The sequence below is a fragment of the Stenotrophomonas sp. GD03877 genome (genome assembly GCF_029840555.1).
Classification (GTDB): Bacteria; Pseudomonadota; Gammaproteobacteria; order Xanthomonadales; family Xanthomonadaceae; genus Stenotrophomonas; species Stenotrophomonas geniculata.
The window spans coordinates 217,461-237,689 of sequence record NZ_JAOCCT010000004.1 but is presented as its reverse complement, the minus strand read 5'-3'; the positions used below and the strand labels follow the sequence as shown (position 1 = coordinate 237,689).

Genomic DNA, 20,229 nt, shown 5'->3' with positions numbered 1-20,229 from the left:
TCAAATGTACACCACAAGAAAGGCGAGTCCATTGCGAATTTGGAATTTAATTAATGCCATTAAAGCAATAGTCCCGTTGTCATTTCAGGATGAGTAGTCCGTGGTAGCATGTCAATGCGGCCTTACAGGACACCGATTTGTGGATATCAAGGCGTTGCGCTTCTTTCTTCACGTGGCGGACACGCTTAGCTTTAGTCGTGCTGCTGAGCGCCTGAATGTGTCGCAATCGGTTGTGACGCGTGTGATTGCTCAGCTCGAGCACTCCGTTGGCATCAAGCTGCTTGATCGGACGACGCGACGAGTCGCTTTGACACCAGGCGGCGTACTTCTTCTAAAGGAAGCTCAACCACTGATGGCACACATCGAGTCGGTTCAGAGGGCCGTGCGACATGCCGTAGCCGAGCGTAGCGGCCGCTTCACAGTCGGTTCGACTTCGATGGCGATGCAGACCGTGACACCTGCGTTTCTTCGACGCTTCAAGCAGATCCACCCTGATGTCCAGCTGGAGGTGCGCGAGCTGACGAGCGACGCGCAAGTGGAGTCACTGCTTTCGACTGAGATTGATCTTGGCTTTCTCTTAATGCCAGCCAGCAATCCAACGCTGACTGTTCAACCCATCTACCACGAGCGTATGCGTTTGGCCGTACCTGACGACCATCCACATGCGACTGCAGTGGAACGAAATGGTGCGGTGCCGTTGTCTGCGTTCGCAGCGGATTGCTTCATCATTCCAGCAAAGCGCGACAACCCGACAGTGCATGATGAAGTAATCAAGGCCTGCGAAGATGCTGGTTTCAGACCACGGTTAAGGGAGTGTGCGGAGAACCAAACTTGCCTCGGTTTGGCTCGTGCGGGTCTGGGAGTGCTCTTCATACCTAGTCGACGGACCAATCTGCCGGTCGAAGGACTGGTTTTTCTGGAAGTTGCTGATCCAGTTCCAGAACTCCACATTGCGGCAGCCTGGCGCACAGATGACCCCTCAGCGTTCCTCGCAGCATTCCATGCCAATGGTTGGGCGGAGCTCAATCTGGGCGAACATTAAAGCACCACTCCTGATGATTGGATAACATTTGCCCGACGCCCTCCCGCCTCGACTATCAGTGCACTCCACTGGGGGATCTGGATCTTCATGTCCAGGGAAGCGACAGGAGTTCAAGGACAATAACCGCAATGCTAACGTGTCGCGGTGATGTTGAGTCTTCCTCCTCCTGCTAGATATTTGTTTAGGCGATAGGTGGGCGGGCGTCCTGAAGGACGCCCGATCCATCCATCAAAGCGTTGCCCTGTTGGCCGGGCAGCAGGTGCTCTTCTGGCGCGGAAGTACCAAGTTGGAATGATTGGGTTCAAGCGGGAAAGCGCAATCTGCGCCACGCTTGACAGTTGGCGGGCGCAACGAGCGGAGCGAGACTTGGGCGCAAGCTATCTGAGGACTTCAAAACCTTTTTCTAGTTCAGCTCACCCAGTAGATTTCTCGGGATGGATCCGGAGCGACGCTGTCGATAGCACCTCCCTGTGTACCGCAGGACGAGAACGAGGCAAAGACCGCTTATGTTAGTCAATCCCGGCGGGCTTCTAAGTGCCCCGCTCACCGACCAGGAGGGCACCTTCACTTGCCCCATCAGCACCGGTCCACGCCTGGGCGCGCCGTTCTGCACATGGGAGCAGAACGGCAAGCGCGAGAGTTCGCGCGAGCCCGCAGTGAAGATTCCCGCCGGCGTCAGGATCATTCAGGATCATTCCCGACTCCCAGTCGTTCACACAGGCCGTCGGCTACGTCACCGTAGGCAATCCGGACCACGCCGCACTTGCCCCTCGCAACTAGGGTGTGGAGCTGGTGCCGGTCACCCATTCCAATGACCTGTACGTAGTGAGACATTCGATCTCATCGTGCAGTACAACGGCAAGCCACTGCCCCATCAGGCCGTGGAGATCACCGAGGCGGTGTGGAGCTCGGATCGCACGCGGCAGGTTGCAAACCTGAAAGGCGATGCTGCTGGGCACGTGCGCGTCCCGCATTCCGCCGCCGGCACCTGGATTGCGCTGACCCGCTACCGCACGCCCGCGCCGGCAGGTGCCCCGGTGGCCACAGCAACAGCGTCACGCTTTCGTTGCGCGTGCTGAATCCCTGAGTTCGCTGAAACACTCCCTTCGAGGTCAACATGAAAACCACCGTGCTTGCCAGTGCGTGCGTTGCCACGCTGCTGCTTTCTTCTGCTGCCTCCGCACAGAACGCGTCGGGCCCGTCCCCGCTGGTGGGCGGCCATCGGTTGGTCGCCGAGATCGAGCGCGAGCGTGCCGTCCAGGTCGAGCAGACCAGGGCGCGTTTTGCGGCGCTGGATAGCGACAGGTACGGCCAGGTTTCGCGAGCCGAGTTCGATGCTGCGGGCGAGAAGGCCTGACAGGGCGGGTAGAAGGCACTGGCCAGCAAGGGCACGGAAGCCACGGCTGCACCGCAGCGCGAGGCGAAGACCGCCGCCGTCGTCCAGCGCTTCGACAACCAGCGGCGCCGCCGCCTGGGGGTGCCGGCCGGCCACACCTCCGCGGGTTTCCTCGAGCTCTACGACGAAAACGGCGATGGTAAGGTCGACCGAGCCGAGTATCAGTGAGTGTGCGACGCGCAGTTCTCCCGCACCGACAGCAACGGCAACGGCCAGGGTGTCGGGCACCGCAACAGCCGAGGTGTCGCCACCAATGACTATGTCTACACCATGCCGATCAACCGCGGCAAAGCAGAAGTGAAGGGTATTGAGGCAGAGGGCATGTGCCTGCTGTCCGATGACTGGCTGACCCGCATTGCCTCATCTGTCGCCGGTCGAGTGCCTGGTTTCAGCTCTTTCGGTCAGTCAAGCGCGTACCGGTGCCGATCACAGCGCCCCAATTGCCGGCGGCTGTGGCGTCCCGCTGAACGGCGGCCAAGAGCGAACTGCAATCGAGCCCGACGCAGGCGTCGCCAAGTTGATCTGCAGGGGCATCGTAAGCCTAAGGCGGCTGGGATGGAGCCAGCGCTGGCACAAGAGGTAGGGCGAGGGGGGGGGCGATACTCATGAATTGGCCGCAACTATGCTTCCGGCAGCTTCTGCCGTTTTGGACTAGGGATGCCGGCCGGGAGGGTAGGAAAGCCCTCACTCGACAGTACGGACTATTCCTACAAGACATCAGCCCGTTGGACAAGCGATCATGGCAAGGGGAATGTGGTCTGCCGCTGCAGTTCTGGGTCGGTGAGCTTATCTCTACTCCGGCTTTGAAGTGGGGTGGCATAGCGGGATATCCGCTGAGCAACCATCTCAGTCCTGGACCCAACACCGAGTGTCGAGACACTTAGTACTGGCTACTGAACTATTTCGAATTTTCCAGGTGCGCTCCTTGAAAGAGTAGTAGCTGCGACCTGTTCTCATCGGTACATCCTTGTTGCTTTTCTTGCACAAGTGTTGCCCAGTTTGTAATGGATGGGCTGTAGTTCCAGAGTGTCCGCCATCCGCTGTGCTCGTAGCGCTCGTTCTTCGCGGCAATCGATTGTGAGTAATTTGGCGTTGTCTCTTGCGGTCTTTGACACTGCAAGGGGGCATCTGCCGATTGGAAGTGGCTTCCCATGGATCCGCCCTACATATCACCACGTCAGCCGAATGGAGTCGCATTGTGAAACCGCGCTTCGCTTCCACTCAAAGTGGCGTCTCTCCATGTCTCACCGGAGATTCGCCCAGGTGTCAACGACACAGCCTTGATGTTGCTATCAGCACTGAGCAAGCTTCAGGCCACCTATGCAGAGCACTGTGCTTGAGTCTGCTGCTTGTCAGTGCGCAGGCAGGTGCCCAGGAAAGCGGAATCGTGTGGACGGTTAGCTCCATGGAGGGGCCGCAACAGGGAACGTATAGGACGCAGGAAGAGGCCGCAGCGGCCATTCAAGGCCTGCCCAGCCCATTTCCACCAGGCTATCCGATCCCCAACCCGTATCCCTACATCGACACCATCAAGGAGCCGCAAGTCGGTTCCGATGGCAAGTTGTCGATCGTGTATTGGATGGGCTTGAAGCCCTCGTTGGACCCCGATTGGAAGTACAACGCGGGTGGGCTTAACGGTGCAGGTCCGTTTGCCGCCGAAGCCGAATTGGTGGCGGCCATTCAAGCCCGCTACAACCAAGATTACGCCGAGTGTACGAGCAACGCCAAAGTCACGTTCGTAGGCGATTGGTACACCGAACAGCCTTTGCACGAGGGCACGATCGAGCAACGACGATATTCGGTGGAGTACTCGGATGGCTTGAACACGCAACATTCTCCCTGTGAACCGCAGGTGATCGAGCTAGGAGCGATGCGCTCACGGCACCAGCAATGCCCGAACATGTTCATGCAATGGGACAACGCGCGCCAGGCTTGCGCTAGCTGGATCACAGCCAGCATCAGCCCCGGCAAGATTCAGGAGTGTGGGGCCGATGCTGTTGGGCGCGCGGAACAAGGAAACCCCTGCAACGTGAAGACGGGCGCCAAGGTTGAGCACCAGACCGATGTTGATCTGGGGTGGGTTAGGCTGACCCGTACGTATCACTCTGGTGTGACAACCAAAGCCGGTGGGTTTGGCCCCGGGTGGAGCCACTCGCTCGACCGGCGTCTGGTCGTGTTGGGTGACACCATGAACCTGAGCGGAGGCGGCGGCTATCAGGTGCGCTACACGCAGGTAGGCAATGCCTACTTGGCCGCCGACAACAGCGGAGATCGCATTGTCGCCGTGGGCGACCAGTGGTGGTTGTACCGCGGCAGTGACGTGCTGATCTTTGATAGCCAGGGCCAGTTGGTTGAGCAGCGCAGCGAAGACGGTACTGGTCTGGCGTACAGCTACACCGCGACGGGACGGCTAGACGCTGTAACTCACACCACAGGCCGATCAATCCGGTTTGTTTACGCCAGCCCGGCCGCAGACGCTGTGATTAGTGGGGTAACGGCAGATGGCATCACCCTGGTCAGCTATGCCTACTCAGCGGGTCAACAGGTTGAGACGGCAACGTTCGCTGACGGCGGTAGGCGCCAATACCACTATGAGGACAGCCGATTCCCGCGCCTGCTCACTGGGGTTACTCGTGAGGACAATCAGCGCTACAGCACATTCACCTATGACGCCAAGGGTCGAGTGACCTCTAGCCAGCATGCTGGAGGTGCCGACGGCATCACTCTGACGTACCGCGCAGAGGGCGGCACCGTGGTCACCGATTCCATCGGACAGACGACAACCTACGCGCTGACCGACGATGTTGGTGCGCTGCCGCGACGACTGACAGTGGTCGCGGATGAACTGGGTACTGCAAACGGCACCTACCATGCCGAGGCCAATGACTTCCGAGGCCGCCCGGCCAGTGTCATCAATCGCGCAGGCACCAAAACAGAGTACACCTATGTCGAGGCCAATGACCCGGTCGCCGGCACACCTGCTCGTACAGTGACGACTACTGAAGCGGTAGGTCAACCAGAGCAGCGCACTAGCACGACAACCACCGATGTCACCAGCAATCGGGTGATGCGCTCGACTATCGAGGGTCAGGAAACCCGTATTGCTCGCAACGATAGGCTGCAGCCGATCAGCGTGGCGGTACGCGATACTGCTACCGGTGAGGTCCGAACCACAACGTACGTCTACTGCGAGGCCGCTGACGTCACCGCCGCCAACAGCACCTGCCCGGTTCCGGGCTTGCTCAAGTCGTTCAACGGACCACGCACTGACGTCAACGACATCACCACGTTCCAGTACTACAGCAGCGACGATCCATCGTGTGCGGCTACGCCGCAATTGTGCACGTATCGTAAGGGCGACCTGCACAAGACCATCGACGCCCTTGGCAAAATTACAGAGATTCTGGGTTACGACCCGCAAGGGCGCCCGCTTTCATTGGTGGATGCAAATGGCGTGGTCACCGACTACGAGTACAACGCGCGTGGCTGGCTGATCACGACCAAAGTGCGCGGCGCCGATGATGCCGTCGAGACAGATGATCGAATCACCCGGATCGAGTACGAGCCCAGCGGCCTCGTCAAGAAGGTCACGCTCCCCGGCGGCGCGTATATCCGCTACGTCTATGATGCAGCCCATCGCCTGACCGAGGTCATCGATGAGGCTGGCAACACAGTTCGCTACACACTTGACCTGGCCGGCAATCGCAAGCAGGAGGATACGAGAACAGTAGGGGGCGAACTCAAGCGGACGCTGACACGCGAGTTCAACGTACTTAGCCAGCTCGAGACCCTGAAAGACGGATCTCTGAACGCGACCGGATTCATCTATGATTCCAACGGCAATCCCTATCAAACAACGGATGCGATGGGTCGACGGACCATCCACGCACATGACGCTCTCAACCGCCTCAGTCGAAGCATTCAGGACGCTGGCGGCCTGGCTGCAGAGATAAATTATGCGTACAACGCACAGGATCGGATCACCCAAATTTCAGACCCGAACGGTCTGAGCACGCACTACGTGTACAACGGATTCGGCGACCGGATCCAGCTCATCAGTCCTGACACGGGGGGTACCGCCTACACCTACGACGGGGCAGGCAACGTCCGAACTGAGACCGATGCGAGAGGCGTAATCCGCACTCACAGCTACGATGCGCTGAATCGCCTGATCACCACGGCCTACCCCGACAGCAGCCTCAATGAGGCCTATACCTACGACACTCCCCCGACGCAGTGTCCGTTCGGAGAGCGTTTCAGCCAGGGGCATCGGGCCACTATGGTTGATGGCAGTGGCGGGACAGCTTATTGCTATAGCCGCTTCGGGCAACTGGTACGCAAGGTGCAGATCACAAACGGGGTGACGCTCGTGGTCAAGTACGATTACGACGTTGCCGGGCGACTGGTGGCCCAGACCTATCCGGATGGCACCGTCGCCGACTACGTCCGCGACGCCCGTGGACGCATTGCAAGCATCGGCGTGACGCGCCCAGGTAGAACACGCGAACTGCTATTGACGGTGGCGGGCTACAACCCCTTTGGGCCGGCCATGGGCTGGACGTATGGCAACGGCCGCGTGCTCGAACGAACCCACGATCTGAACTATGAAGTCCGCTCGTTGCGAGATACCGCAGCTGGCGGCCTGAACCTTGGATTCGCCCGGAATGCACTGATGCAGGTCTCCGCGATTCATGACGCCGCGTTCGCGCAACAAGCGCGCGTCAAATTTGATTACGATCCGTTGAATCGACTGACGAAGTTCCGCGATGGTCCCTCCGATGTGGCCCTGGAGACCTACGACTATGACAAGACGGGAAATCGGACCCAGTTCGCAAATAACGGCGGCATTCACACATATCAGTACTCGGGGCAGGATCATCGGCTTGCCGTGGTTGACGGTATCGCTCGCGGCTACGACGCTACCGGCAACACCACGTCAATCGATGGCGCAACCAAGGTATTCGTTCATGGATCCAATGGCCGCCTGACACAGGTAACGCAGGCGGGAGTTCCGGTAATGAATTACGCCTACAACGGCCGGGGCGAACGAGTTCGTCGTCACCTGGGCTCGTCGGACACTCTGACTGTCTACGACGAGTCAGGTCGGTGGCTGGGTGACTATGACGCAAGCGGTCTGGCGCTCCAGCAAGCTGTATGGCTGGACGATCTGCCTGTGGGTTTGGTGGCTGGGCCACCTGCAGCGGTGAACCGTCTGCACTATGTCCAGCCGGACCACCTGGGCACACCACGCGCCGTCATTGATCCGGTTCGAGATGTCGCCGTCTGGACGTGGGACATCGCCAGCGAAGCGTTTGGAAACAGTGCGCCGAACGAGGACCCGGATCTGGACACGTCTCGTTTCGTTCTGGATATGCGGTTCCCAGGGCAGCGGCTCGATGTGGCCAGTGGGCTGAACTACAATCTTCACCGTGATTATGACGCCTCGATTGGTCGCTACATCCAGGGCGATCCGATTGGACTGGCCGGCGACATCAGTCTTTACGCATACGCGTTGAATTCACCACTATTGAAGTCTGACCCCTTGGGTCTGGCCACGTACGTGATCACGACATACGACAGGATCGCGGGAGTTCGAGTAGCGACCCACTCGGCTCTATTCATCGACTCACCAGGCCAGGTGCCATTCTTGTATGACCCGGCGGGAAGCTATAGAGAGAGCACGGGGATGCGGGGAGGCGGAGGAATCTTTGAAGGTGCAGAGGACGGGGCAGTTCTTAGCGAGTACATCAAGTATCACAGTGGTCAAGGGAGCCAAGTCGAGGTGACTCGGCTGGACACTACCGTTGATCAGGAGAACAGATTCAAGATCAACGCGGAGAATTACGGTGATCGACGTGGGTTCACCTGTGCTCGCTCGGTTTCCACGGTCCTGTCAGGCTATTGCGGTGTGACCATGACGAATTTTCCAGGACTGCTCCGCAGCCAGGCTGAGGGTGCACAGCAATGCCCCGCACAGGGAAAGTAACCGTAAGCGTAATCTGCGCGCTGGCTGTCTGTGGGCTATCTCTCGCGCTTTGGCTGCTGCCTCCAAGCCAAAGAGTGTTCCGGGCAATTGTCAAGCTTGAAGCTATGAGGATCCCCTATGCGATTAGCTTCTTCATTGGGCTCTTTCTGCTAGTTCTACTATTGATACGGCTTGCACGGGCATGGCATCCAGCTTGGGTATTCGTTGGCTCGGTACTCCTGGTTCAGGTCGTATCCACGCTTTCGCTAACCATTGCCAATTTATTCATCACCAGGGGACTGGATCGCACACTTAGGACGATTGAGGAGATTGGATTGCTGGATGTGGTTTTCATGGACTTCATTGCCGCAATGGTCATTGGTACATGGCTTGCAGGCCTCTTGGTGGCCATTGCGATCATGATCTCGAGAGCGAGTCCATCATCGCAAGACGCAAGCCGCCAATGACGCATCCCAATAGAGTTCAGCGTCCGGCGATGCTTGTCGGTCCAGCGTTTCCGACGGCAGATGCTCTGGGGCATGCAGCCCTATCGACCTGAGTATGTCGCCCGAGCAAGGAAGCTGCTGGCCGGATGGCCGACCAGGTGGAGGTGCTGGTCCGAAGATCCCGGTTTGAATGGGTGTAACAGGCCCGACAAATTCCCTAGGGATCAACGCTTTGCTGGCGAGGGGGACTTGATCGTCGTACCTCGGGGCCGTGGCCCATCGGAAGTATGGTAGGTACAGGGGCCGCACAATGCATCGCATTGTGCGGTTCCCGCCCTTTTGGCGGTGCTCAAAGGCGCTCAGTCAAGCCTCTGTTGCAGCCAAGCAGCGATTCGCGGTGCACGCCGCTCTTTAGTAGCAACTCGAGCCCGAATCCCCGCGGCGGCCACCTCCGAATCCTGGTGAGCCGCGACAGCGAGGTACTGATCGGCGAAGGCTTCGATCATCGCGGCTGTCTCCAGGCTGCTGGATGTTGCTCCCAGGCCTGGATAAAAGCGCGCTCGGGAGTTGGCATCAATCAATGCGTCCACCTGATGCTTGTGGGAGAGCGCGAACTTGAGTTCGAGTTCAGGACGATAGTGGACATCGCCAGCGACGAAGGTGGGTGTTGCATCTATAGCCACTGGCCTGCGCGGGCCACGAGAGGGCATTCCCGCGCAGTGCGGGCGTAATACCTGCGGGTAGGTAGCGAGCGGGCTAGGGCGATAATGAGCTGCCTCCCCATGACCAAGGCCGCGGAGTTAATCCGATCCCTAAGACTCGTACGGATGAAGCAGTGAGCTGTGGCTGGCCCAGGAATGTACATGCAAGCAAAGCAGCGGGCATCCAGTAGACAGATCTCTACCCACCCATTCGTACCGGCCAAATCAATCATGGTCAGCGCTCGCTTCCGCAGGCACGGCCATGTAGGCGGGCGCGAGGCCGTAGTCCTCCCCACCAAAACGACGATCCTCGAACAGGTACCCGTAATAGAACTGACGCAGGGCGGCGTGGTAAGTCCGAATGCGATCCTGATAGGCCAGGTGCGCCTGCATGTCAGTACCGGCCATGCGGGTCAAGGCGGCCTGCACACCTACCGGCGGCAGCACCCAGCCCAGCGCCGAGGCGGCCGACGAACGGCGCTCGATGCCTTCACGGTACGCCTTCGCCAGCGGCTGCACGGCGTCGTCGCCGTTCTGGTGGAAGGCCAGGTACCACTTGTAATGGAAGGTTGTGCCGAGCGGGGCCGAATGGCTCCACTGCGGGTACTTCGCATAGAACTGCTGCATGGTCTGCTCGCGGGGAATATCCCATGCGTGGTTCACCGCTTCGCGCTGCGCCCGAGCAATCTCGGCACCCTGTCCTACGGGGATGGCCCGTTCAATCAATACATTGGACACAGCGGGCAGAATCAGCGCGACAACGGCCCAGACCGTGGCAAGTGCCGCCGCGTTGGTGCCCGACGGCCAGCCGCGCCAAGCGATCAACACAGCCACGCAAGCCCAGAACAACAGATAGGCCAGCATCAACCCCAGCACCCCGGCGACCTGCGCGGCCGGCACCCCCTGCTGGATGGCCGCAATGGCAAAGGGCAGGGCGAGGCAAAGATCCAGCGCAACCAGCCTGACCAGGGCGCGGCGCAGGTAGATCCACTTCAGCTCGTCCGGCAGGCTGGCAAGCAGCTTTTCCCGGCCCGACTGGGTCTCTGCAGAACGGATGTCGTGGAACAGCACGATGACAAACAGCGGCGCCAGGAACGTGAGCAAGAACGCGAAGTCGAAGCGACCCGCCAATGCCAGTTCCGGATTGAAGACATCGCCATCGTGGATCTGCGCTTCAAGGCCCAAGGCTCGTACCCGAAGCATGAAGGGCGCGACATCGCGCATGCCTACCGCAGCAAAGGCGAGCGCGGACGGCGGATTCCAGGTGGGGTGGAACGTATAGTAGGCCGCCTGTCCGGCGTCGCCGGCAGCGGTATTTGCTTTGATGACCGCTGCCAGATCCTCGCTCTGCAACTGCGGAATCTGTGCGATCGCCCGCCGTTGGCTGTCGATCCGCTCGATGCCCGAGAAAAGACTGGCCGCTGTCAGCGCCACCAACAGGGCAAGCCCGGCCAAGGCAATCTTCGAGCGAAGCAGCAGCGCCCACTCATAGCGCCAGACCTTCATCGTGCAGCCCCCATGCGTCGCGCACCCACACACAGCAGCGGCACGCCCACGCCGAACCATCCCAGCAGTGCCAGCAGTCCGGACTGCATGGCCGCCACGATCGCGCCCGTAGGCTGCGGCTGGAACGTAAACCGGGGAATGTCATGCCAGTGACTGCGATCAACCCGCTTGCGGCTGTCGGCGCCCGCATCTTTGGCAGTATCGTCGGCGTAGCTCACCGCATCGGCCTGCAACTGATTCAGGTTCTGCACCATCTGGTACCGGTAGGCCTCCGCCTGCGAAACGAACTGGAGATGCGCAGCCAGATCGGTCTGTGCGGCTGCCATCGAAAGCTGTGACAGCACGATGGACGGGCTGAGCAGGGCGAAGCGGCCCACCAGGCGGTTCTGCTGCTGCTGTGCCTGGGCACTGCAGGCGGCGTAGGCGTTGAACAGTGAGGAGGTCATGCGCTCGCCTTCCACCGCCAGCAACCCCTTGTAGTTCACCGGCAGGTCTTCGATGCGCGTCACGCCATACTTGTCCAGCACCTGCTGGCGGAACGTGGCGAAGTAGGGGTCCTGCGGATCGTGGCTGTCACCCAGCGCACGGGCGTCGCGGCCGATCGAAACTTCGGTCTGCAGCCGATCCGGCAGCGGGTAAGTGGCATGGGCCAGGTCCGGGGCCAGGCGGGGCACCAGCAGCGTCGATACGGCCCACACTGCGACGAGGGCCAGCAACGCATCGCGCCGGCGCACCAGCACGGCCGAGCCGGCCACGATCAGCATGCACCAGGCCCCCAGGTAAAGCGCATAGGCCGCCATCAAGAACAGCGAAACACCCAGCGAGCTATGGGCCGAAACGGTTAGCAACAGCAAGCCTGTGCAGGCAGGCAGCATGAACACCGCCGCCATCACCCACAGCGCGGCCAGCTTGCCGAGGATGATCGACCGTGCTGGCGCGCCCTGCAGCATCAACTGCCGCAGCGTTCCCCGTTCGCGTTCCTGCGCAAGCACGCCATGCCCCAGGAAGATCAGCACCAGCGGCGCAAGGACCTGCAGCACGAAAGCCGGCGTCAGCTGCCCGAAGCGGGTCAGGATGGAGCTCTGCATCACGTCGCCGAAGTTGGCGCTGTTCTGCCGGTGCCCTTCCAGGAACATGCTGCTGCCGGTGAACGGATCCACGCCGGGATCGAAGGCAGCCAATGCGGAGGGCAGCCGATAGACAAAGTGTCCGTAGTGCACCACGCGATGTGGATGACGGTCCGGCTGCGCATCGAAGGCCTGCTGTGCAGCGGCCTGCTGCCGGGCCCGGTAGTCGGCTGCCGATTGCATGTGGTTCCACGACACCAGCGTGGCAGCCAACGCCAACAACGTAAGCAGGACGATGCCCGACAGCGCCGTGCGATCACGCAGCATGCCGCGCAGTTCATTGCGCATCACCGCTCGCCAGGCACTCATGCAACGTTCGCCCGGCCGGCGAAATGCGCATGCAGCGAGGCCAGATCAAGATCGTTGCGTTCGGCCTCATAGCTGATGCGCCCCCGTTCCAGCACGCCGATGCGATCGGCCACTTCAATGGCCCCCATCAGATCGTGGGTCACCATCAGCACCGAGGTACCCTGCGCGCGCACCGACTCAAGGAGTTGGTGGAAGTCGGCGCTCGCGCCCGGGTCCAGGCCGGACGTGGGTTCATCCAGCAGAAGCAATGGAACGCGGCGGGCCAGCGCGATGGCGATGGCCACCTTCTGCCGCATGCCCTTGGAAAAGCCTCCCAATCGCTGATGCCACGCTGCTTCCTGCAGGCCCACCGCGCGCAGCGCATCGGTGATCGCCTTCCGATCAGGGGCGCTTCCACTCAAGGACAGAAGATAGTCGGCGTTCTCGACCGCGCTGAGGTGTTCATACAGGGCCACGTTCTCGGGCAGATAGGCCAACTGGCTGCGTGCCTTGGCAGGCGCTTCCCAGGGCACAAAGCCGGCCACCTTCACATGGCCAGAGGCCGGCTTCAGGAAGCCCAGCAACACCGAAAGGGTAGTGGACTTGCCCGCACCATTGCCGCCGAGCAGCGCGTAGATGGTTCCGGCGGAAACCCGCAGCGAGAGATCGGACAGGACAGCTCTGCCTGCATAGGCGACCCGAAGGTCCTGGATGTCGACAACGGGGGCGGGCGTTTTCAAGGCAATGGATCCAAAAGAGGCGTGGCCGTGGCGGCCGGGAGCGGCAAGGTCGGCGGCCAGTAGATCCAATGTTATATCATTACCTATTGTTGCCGTCAGCCAGTGGGCGGCCTTCGTTTCCCCGTCTCCCTCAGATGCTCATGAAAACCCACACTTTGGTGGTCGCCATTGCGGCCGCCTGCCTGTCCATGCAGGCCCATGCCCAATCGGCCGACTCCACCCTCACACTGGGCAAAGTCGATGTGCATGAGCATTCGGAGGGCCAGCTCACCGCACATCAGGTGCTGACCTCGGTCGACGTGCTGGGTGCTGACCAGATTGAAGACAAGAACGTGTCGCAGAGCTGGGAACTGCTGGGCCAGATGCCCGGCATCCAGCTCACCGAAACCCGGCAGGGCGCCGAATCCGGCAAGGTCAGCTTCCGTGCCTTCAACGGCGAGGGCTATCTGAACGCCATCAAGACCTTGATCGACGGCGTGCCCAGCAACGTCAACAGTGGCAACCAGCGCTTCATCGACATGCTGTTCCCGCTGGAAATCAGTTACATCGAGGTGGTGCGTGGCACCAATGACCCGCGCTACGGCCTGCACAACATTGGCGGCAACGTGAACTTCGGCACCCGCCAGGGCGGCAACTACACCGATGCGCGGCTGGGCTACGGCAGCTACAACACACGCAGCGCCCAGTTGGCGGTGGGCCGCGAAGGCAATGGATTCGCCCAGAACTACTTCGTGGGCTACCAGGACTCCGATGGCTACCGCGATAACGACACATCGAAGAAATACAGCGTCGGTGGCAAGTGGTTCTACGGCAACCTGGAAGAAGAGGGGCTGCGCGTGGGCCTGACCGCGCGCGCCTATCACAACGAACCCGAAGAGCCCGGTTTCATGACCGCAGAGGAACTGCGCAGCCACCGCCGCGGCTCGGACCTGCGCAATCGCAATGATGGCGACGACCGCGACATGCGCCAGGTTGCGGCCCATGTCGATCTGAAGCTGGCCGACAATCTGTATCTGGCCAGCAAGCTCTACTACAACAACTACGAAGATGACCGCCGGGTCACCTTCAGCGACCTACCCACCGGCAATGCGCCTCGCCAGCGCCGTATGTGGGACGAAAGCCAGTTCGGCATGCTCAACACCCTCACCTGGAATGCCAGCAGCGCGCTGACCCTGGAAGGCGGGTTCAATTACGAGCAGCAGGACAATCGTTACCAGCGCATGCGCTTCAGCTATGCCGAGCCGACAGATTTCTGGGCCACCCCGGCGCGCATCCAGAATGATGAGCGCCACAACTTCGACAACTGGGGTGCCTACGTGCAGGCCATCTACCAGCCCGTCGAGGCGCTGAAGATCGTTCCGGCCTACCGCGTTGACCGCTACAGCGGCAACACACGCCTGGTGGATGACACGACCGGCAAGCTGCAGCGCTACGGCAACATCAACCAGCCCAAACTAAGTGTGGTCTATGCGCTCACCCCCAGTGCCAATGTCTACGCCAACTGGGGGCGCACCGCGCAGGTGCTGACCGGCGGCACGGCACCGGCCTACCTGACCCCGGGCCAGACGGCGATGAGTCCTTCCACCAACACGGGCATGGAGCTGGGCTTGAAGTTCAGCCCGTTCCAGGGTACGCAGGCACGCCTGGCGGTCTGGCAGCAGGATGCGGAAAACGAAATCTCCAACATGCCTGCCACCGGCACCACTGTGCAGCTGGGCAAGACCCGCCGTCGTGGCGTGGATGCGCAGATTACCGCGCAACTAGATGAACGCTGGACCGTGTGGGCATCGTACGCTTACCAAGAGGCCAAGATCGAACGCGACGGACGGCTAGCCGTGGAATCGCTGGAAGGCAATGAAGTGGCCGCTGTGCCGCGTTACATCAGCAACGTGGGAGTTGACTTCCGTGCGACCGACGAGCTGAAGTTCGGCCTGCAGGGCCGCGCGCAGGGTGACTACTACCTGGAAGAGCGCAATGTGGCTGGCAAGCACGGCAGTTTCGCCGTGCTGGACCTCAGCGCCAGTTACCAGATCGACCCCACCTGGAGCGTGGATCTGCAGGTGAAGAACGCGACCGGGCGGGAGTACGCCTACGTGTGGTACGACAGCTTCTTCCAGAGCCAGGTGCAACCAATGTTTTCTCCCTCGGCCGGCCGGCAGCTGTACATTGGGCTGAACATGAAGCTGTGAATGGCGATGAGGCGCAGCTGTGCATATGGGCGGTACCAATTTTGGATGCCTCTGGGAAGGTACTACTTCTCCTCCTGGCCTGGACCGAACCTCGGGCGGCTAGAGATATTGATCAAGGGTAGGACGGATGTCTGCCTTTGACCGAGAGCAGACTTAGCTGCTTAAGGTCTATTGCGCGCTGCGCCGATTTGCTCAGTGAGAACTGTCAGAGATTGCTGGAATGCGGCCGCAAATGGCTGGTCGCTGTCTGTCTTGTGGCTGTGAGCGATCGAGGGGAGCAGCCTGGTCCACGTGTCGAGCAGAGTTTCTGGGTCTTGGTGGGTTAGAAACGAAACCCGCAACCCATACTCCATTGCTTTGAGGTAGCCGCGGTGCATCTCAAGTGCGGCCTCACAAGCATGGAGGCGATCAAGGATTTCTGTGATCTCGGAGGTCATGGCAGTCTGGACAGGAGGGGAAGGCGATAGTCTGCTAACGTTTAGACGAGCCCGCTATGAGCATCCTCAACGTTCTGCTCACTCGTGACCACCTTGTCGTTGCAGTGGATACCTTGGCAGAGGATGCTCTCACAGGGGCACATTCCGCAGACGCAAAATTGCTGCTGATCCCTCAGCACAACCTGGTGTTTGCTACGCGAGGTTCTACGCAGTTCTTCCTTCGCATTTATGAGCTGGCGCTGCAGGCCACCTTCCGCGTAGATTTCACAATGGAACAGTTATCTGCCGAGCTGGGGTTGGTTGTGGATCAGCTGTTGCCGAACTACGAGAAGGCGGTAGCCGAGGCAGGATTGCCGATCGAGCAACTCGGGACCGAGTTGGTCCTTGGTGGCTGGTCGCCGAAGCACGAGCGGATGATGGCCACGGCATATGCCAAGAGTGACAGTCGGCGCCCTTGCGTCGTTCAGCCGATCGGGGGCCAGCTGGCGTCGCCAGGCGAACCGCTCCACGCCGTGGCGCCTAGCATGGCCCAAACGGATCTTCTGGCCCATGCGCGCCTACAGGCGAGTCACCTCAATGAGCAAATGGGCCGAAAGGTGGCGGGTGGCCGGCTGCTGGCTGGGTTTCTGCAGAAGGGGCAGGCCGTGCTCAAGGATCTAGGGGAGATCTAGGTCGTTGGCGTCAATCCGGAAAGCGCAAGAATCGGCCCTCCCCATATCTCTCATTTCTGCGGGACCATAGTAGGCTCAAGGACAGTCGTGGATAAGGAAAATTCATCTGGATTAGCGGGCGAGAGCCTTCGACCCGCGCGGAAGTCCTCACGCCAGTCGCGAGTGCTCGGTTAGCCTGCGGTCGCGACCTGCTGTCGACGAGGGCTCAGAGCCATGGGGTCAACTTTTGGGGCAAGTTGTCGGCCGCGGGATGCTTACACCTAGCCCTCGCAGCGCTCCCCCTGCGGCTAGCTCATTCGTAACGGTTCGCGCAACGTAAATATCTGCCTGGAAGGACAGGTCCTCGCAAAGTGGATTAGTCCAGTTGGATCCAGTAATCTCACGCCCAAATGCTACTGTATCGAGCCGTCCTGAGTTAATCTCTGGCGAAGACCGAGGAAGTGTGAACTGGGGGTGAGATGGCAAATTTCTTCGTTCAGCATGGCGGCGCTCTAAATCTGGCTAAACAGGTCTCAACGCCCAACCGGGGATTTCGAATTGGTCAGCTTGGGGCTATGCACGCTGTGCTGGCACACGAGTCTGTGCATGACGACCCTGCGATTGTTTGCCTACCAACTGGATACGGCAAGACCTCGCTGATGATGGCGCTGCCTCTGCTGTTAGCTGCTGAACGTGTCTTAGTAGTGGAACCCTCCAATGCATTACGACGGCAGGTGTCCTCTCACTTCAGGGAGCTCTCGACACTTCGTCGAATCGGTGCGATCAGCGATGACGTTCCGAACCCGGAAGTACTCAGGCTGGAGGGACGCCCTGCCGATCGGAGGGCTTGGGAGGCTCTTTCAGAGCAGGATGTGGTCGTGACAACAGCGGCAAGTGCATCGCCGGCGCTTGCTCCAGGAGCTCGTGAAGACCTTTTCGACCTCATCATATTTGACGAGGCTCATCACGCTCCCGCAGATACTTGGGCAGCTTTCTTGGGGCACTATAAAAAAGCCCGTTTCGTGTTTCTCACGGCAACGCCCTTCAGGCGTGATGGACGGGTTATCCCTGGGAAGCTGGTCTATCGATATCCGGTCACGCGCGCGGTAGAGGAAGGGGCCTTCCAGCCTGTCGCATTTCGTGCGGCGCCTGTTCTCAATCCGCTCAATGACGATGAGATTGATCGCTCTATTGCAATGACCGCAGTAGCTCAGCTCGATGCTGACAGAGATGCGGGCAAGGATCATCGCTTGTTCGTGAGGGCGGGCAGTATCAAGTCAGCGCGAGAGCTTGTCTCCATCTATCGGAATCTAGGCGTCCAGATAGAGGCGGTCGACAGCAAGGTTAGCAAGCGAACTCAGGACGAATGCGAACGTCGGCTGATTAGTGGGGAGCTGAGAGGGATAGTTTGCGTGGACATGTTCGGAGAGGGCTACGACTTTCCGAAATTTAAGGTGGCAGCGCTCCATTCGCCTCACCGCTCTCTTGTTCCAACCATCCAGTTCATCGGGAGATTCGCTCGAGTTGACGAAAGTACTGGCAACGCCACGCTCATTGCGCCTCTCGTTCGCGTCCTGGAGGCGCCAAGCTTACTGCTGAAGGACGGCGTAGACCTTGCCAGCATGATCGACGAAGCGGCGCGACGAGAACTTGTTGGAAACGCTGAGAGTCAGGCAGTCCTTGATCGTCTCCCTGTAAGTCGAATCGCGGAGTCCGACTACGAGCTGGTATCGCCCTTGGCCTTGGAGTTGTATGCCCACGTGAGAGTGTTCATGTGTGCCGAGACGCCCGACTTCTCGAAGATCGGCGACACGATCGGCAAGGACCTTCGCGCTGTTAAACAATGGCTATCGACGGATGGCACGGTCAGCTTGGTGCTGACGGTAGACGAAAATCCTCCGAACTGGGCGACCTCTGATGTACTGGTCAATGTCCGGCACGATGCGTTCCTGCTCATCTATTTCCCAGAATCTAGACTTTGTTACATCGGATCGACGCGACGCACCGAGAAGATCTATCAACGTCTGATGGGAGAAGTCTGCGCGAGTTTCCGTCTGCTGAGCTATGAGGAGACCAGTCGGGCCCGCGCGGGGCTCGAAGCTGTTCGGTTCTACAACGTGGGTCTTAAGAACTCGACCTTCAACTCTCAAAGCGAAACATATCGGATGCTCACTGGTCCAGCTGCCGAGCGTGCTGTTACAGCCGGGGACGGTCGTGCTTACGTGCAAGGACACTTCTTCGGCAGCGGTGTGCTAGGGAATACGAAGGAGACCATTGGCGCGAGCAGCTCCTCAAAGATCTGGAGCAATCAGGCCCTGACGGTTTCTGAGTTCATATCATGGGTAGGGCAGCTCAACGCTCGACTGGTCGGTACAGCCCCGTTCGCTCAAACGCAGTTCGACATCGTTAAAGCTGCGACTACGTTGCGGCAAATTCCGGATGTAGTGATCGCAGCCACATGGGCAAAGGGCGGATTCAAAACCAATCCGCGCATTCGCTATCGAACAGGAGGCGCTGGCCCGTTCGACTTCAGCCGCTTGACCGACTGGGAGCTATGCGAGTTCGCGCCGGATCCAGCTAACGGCATCTTGGACTTCAAAGTCAGCCAGGACCAGATCTCAGTGCAGATGCGCTTTTCTATAGGTCAGGGACGTCTGGTGACGCAGCAAAATGGCGGCGTTGAGATTGAGGTTGAGTCGGCGACAGACTCTTGGATGCATCTGTCCGAGTGGCTCGCCGAGCATCCGCCGGTATTCTACGCCGCCAATAAGTCATCCTTCGAAGGGATGAACCAAATGTCAGCACCGAGCTTGCAGATCGCCACCCTTTCCCCTGGTGACGCCGAATTTATCGATTGGAGCGGCTGCGCGATCGATGTCGAATTCGTGCCGAGCAACGACTCTCCGGCGTCCGTAGAGCTCCGACGGCGATTGGCGGGCCAGGCCACAGTTCAAGAACACCTTGAGCGATACTTGTTGCAGACCTCTGGACTTTTCGCTCTTTTCTACGACCACCGGTCGGGAGAGGCAGCTGATTACATCGCGGTGACAGCATCCCCACAAGGCGAGGTCGAGATTGCGCTGTATCACTGCAAAGGCGCTGGTGGGGCGCCAAGCGGTCGTCGAGTCGGAGATGTATATGAGGTTGCTGGCCAGTTGGTGAAGTCGGTCTATTACTGCGATGTTCCAACTCTTCTAGGGCACATGGAAGACCGAATGCATGCTCGGTACAGGACCCCTTCCACCTTCGTTTCCGGAGATCTAGATAGCCTGAGGCAGCTTCTGCAGTCGTCGCCTTCAACGAAGCTGAGTTTTGCAGTCGTCGGCGTTCAGCCCGGGGTTAGTCGGCATCGAGTTGACGCGCACTTGGCAGACTTGATGGTGTTCGGTATCGACTATGCCAAGCGAGGTGGTGCGGCAAGGGCTTATTGGCTAGTGAGCGAATAGCTGAGGGCCGAGAAGACCAGTCTTCGCAGACTGTCGCCGCCACGCGCGCAGATGTCCGCTTTGGGCTGGCAATAGCCATCAGGTGCGCGCGACATGCGAGGCCAATCTCCGGAGGTATCCGCTCCAAGCCGAGGGCGTGCATTCAGTGGAGGAGGGGCCGGGGATCTCTATCGTGAGCAGGGTATATCGCCTCCTTTTCGAAACGGGTAGGGCAACTTATCGGGGATAGGGAAGGGCAGCCTCCCCGAGGCGGATAGACGATGCTGGCTGACCAAGTGCAATGGCTTGTTCCCGCG

Annotated in this window: 10 protein-coding genes; 7 read left to right on the top strand and 3 right to left on the bottom strand. The window is 59.8% G+C overall.

Features of this window, described 5'->3' with window-relative positions; translation table 11 throughout:
• Positions 1 to 139: 139 nt before the first annotated feature.
• The 4 genes from N5D20_RS04680 (at position 140) to N5D20_RS04665 (ending at position 8,424) form a co-directional block, all read left to right on the top strand.
• The gene (locus N5D20_RS04680) at positions 140 to 1,042 is read left to right on the top strand and encodes a LysR family transcriptional regulator (RefSeq protein WP_181358667.1); all 903 of its coding nucleotides are present in this window, start codon (positions 140 to 142) and stop codon (positions 1,040 to 1,042) included.
• 845 nt (positions 1,043 to 1,887) lie between these two features.
• Complete coding sequence (locus N5D20_RS04675) at positions 1,888 to 2,121, top strand: hypothetical protein (RefSeq protein WP_197578880.1); 234 nt, start codon at positions 1,888 to 1,890, stop codon at positions 2,119 to 2,121.
• 38 nt (positions 2,122 to 2,159) lie between these two features.
• Positions 2,160 to 2,399, top strand: a complete 240-nt coding sequence (locus N5D20_RS04670; RefSeq protein WP_197578881.1) for a hypothetical protein — start codon at positions 2,160 to 2,162, stop codon at positions 2,397 to 2,399.
• Positions 2,400 to 3,774: 1,375 nt separating this feature from the next.
• Complete coding sequence (locus tag N5D20_RS04665; RefSeq protein ID WP_197578882.1) at positions 3,775 to 8,424, top strand: RHS repeat-associated core domain-containing protein; 4,650 nt, start codon at positions 3,775 to 3,777, stop codon at positions 8,422 to 8,424.
• A 1,351-nt stretch (positions 8,425 to 9,775) separates the two neighbouring features.
• Here the strand turns inward: N5D20_RS04665 and N5D20_RS04660 are convergent.
• Genes N5D20_RS04660 through N5D20_RS04650 form a run of 3 tightly spaced genes read right to left on the bottom strand, consistent with a single transcriptional unit; the run spans position 9,776 to position 13,211 of the window.
• Complete coding sequence (locus N5D20_RS04660) at positions 9,776 to 11,056, bottom strand: DUF3526 domain-containing protein (RefSeq protein ID WP_197578883.1); 1,281 nt, start codon at positions 11,054 to 11,056, stop codon at positions 9,776 to 9,778.
• Positions 11,053 to 12,492 (bottom strand): DUF3526 domain-containing protein, encoded by a 1,440-nt coding sequence (locus N5D20_RS04655; RefSeq protein ID WP_197578884.1) that lies wholly within the window; start codon positions 12,490 to 12,492, stop codon positions 11,053 to 11,055. Before N5D20_RS04655 ends, N5D20_RS04660 begins: the two co-directional genes overlap by 4 nt.
• On the bottom strand, positions 12,489 to 13,211 hold the full coding sequence (locus tag N5D20_RS04650; protein WP_197578909.1) for an ABC transporter ATP-binding protein: 723 nt from the start codon (positions 13,209 to 13,211) through the stop codon (positions 12,489 to 12,491). The genes N5D20_RS04655 and N5D20_RS04650 overlap by 4 nt, the downstream gene beginning before the upstream one ends.
• Positions 13,212 to 13,351: 140 nt before the next feature.
• Between N5D20_RS04650 and N5D20_RS04645 the strand changes: the two genes are divergently transcribed.
• The 3 genes from N5D20_RS04645 to N5D20_RS04635 all read left to right on the top strand — a co-directional run bounded on the left by N5D20_RS04645 (position 13,352) and on the right by N5D20_RS04635 (position 19,933).
• Complete coding sequence (locus N5D20_RS04645) at positions 13,352 to 15,400, top strand: TonB-dependent receptor (RefSeq protein ID WP_197578885.1); 2,049 nt, start codon at positions 13,352 to 13,354, stop codon at positions 15,398 to 15,400.
• A 493-nt stretch (positions 15,401 to 15,893) separates the two neighbouring features.
• Entirely contained in the window at positions 15,894 to 16,508 is a 615-nt protein-coding gene (locus tag N5D20_RS04640) for a hypothetical protein (RefSeq protein WP_197578886.1), read from the top strand.
• Positions 16,509 to 16,966: 458 nt separating this feature from the next.
• On the top strand, positions 16,967 to 19,933 hold the full coding sequence (locus N5D20_RS04635) for a DEAD/DEAH box helicase family protein (RefSeq protein ID WP_197578887.1): 2,967 nt from the start codon (positions 16,967 to 16,969) through the stop codon (positions 19,931 to 19,933).
• The last annotated feature ends 296 nt before the right edge of the window (positions 19,934 to 20,229 follow it).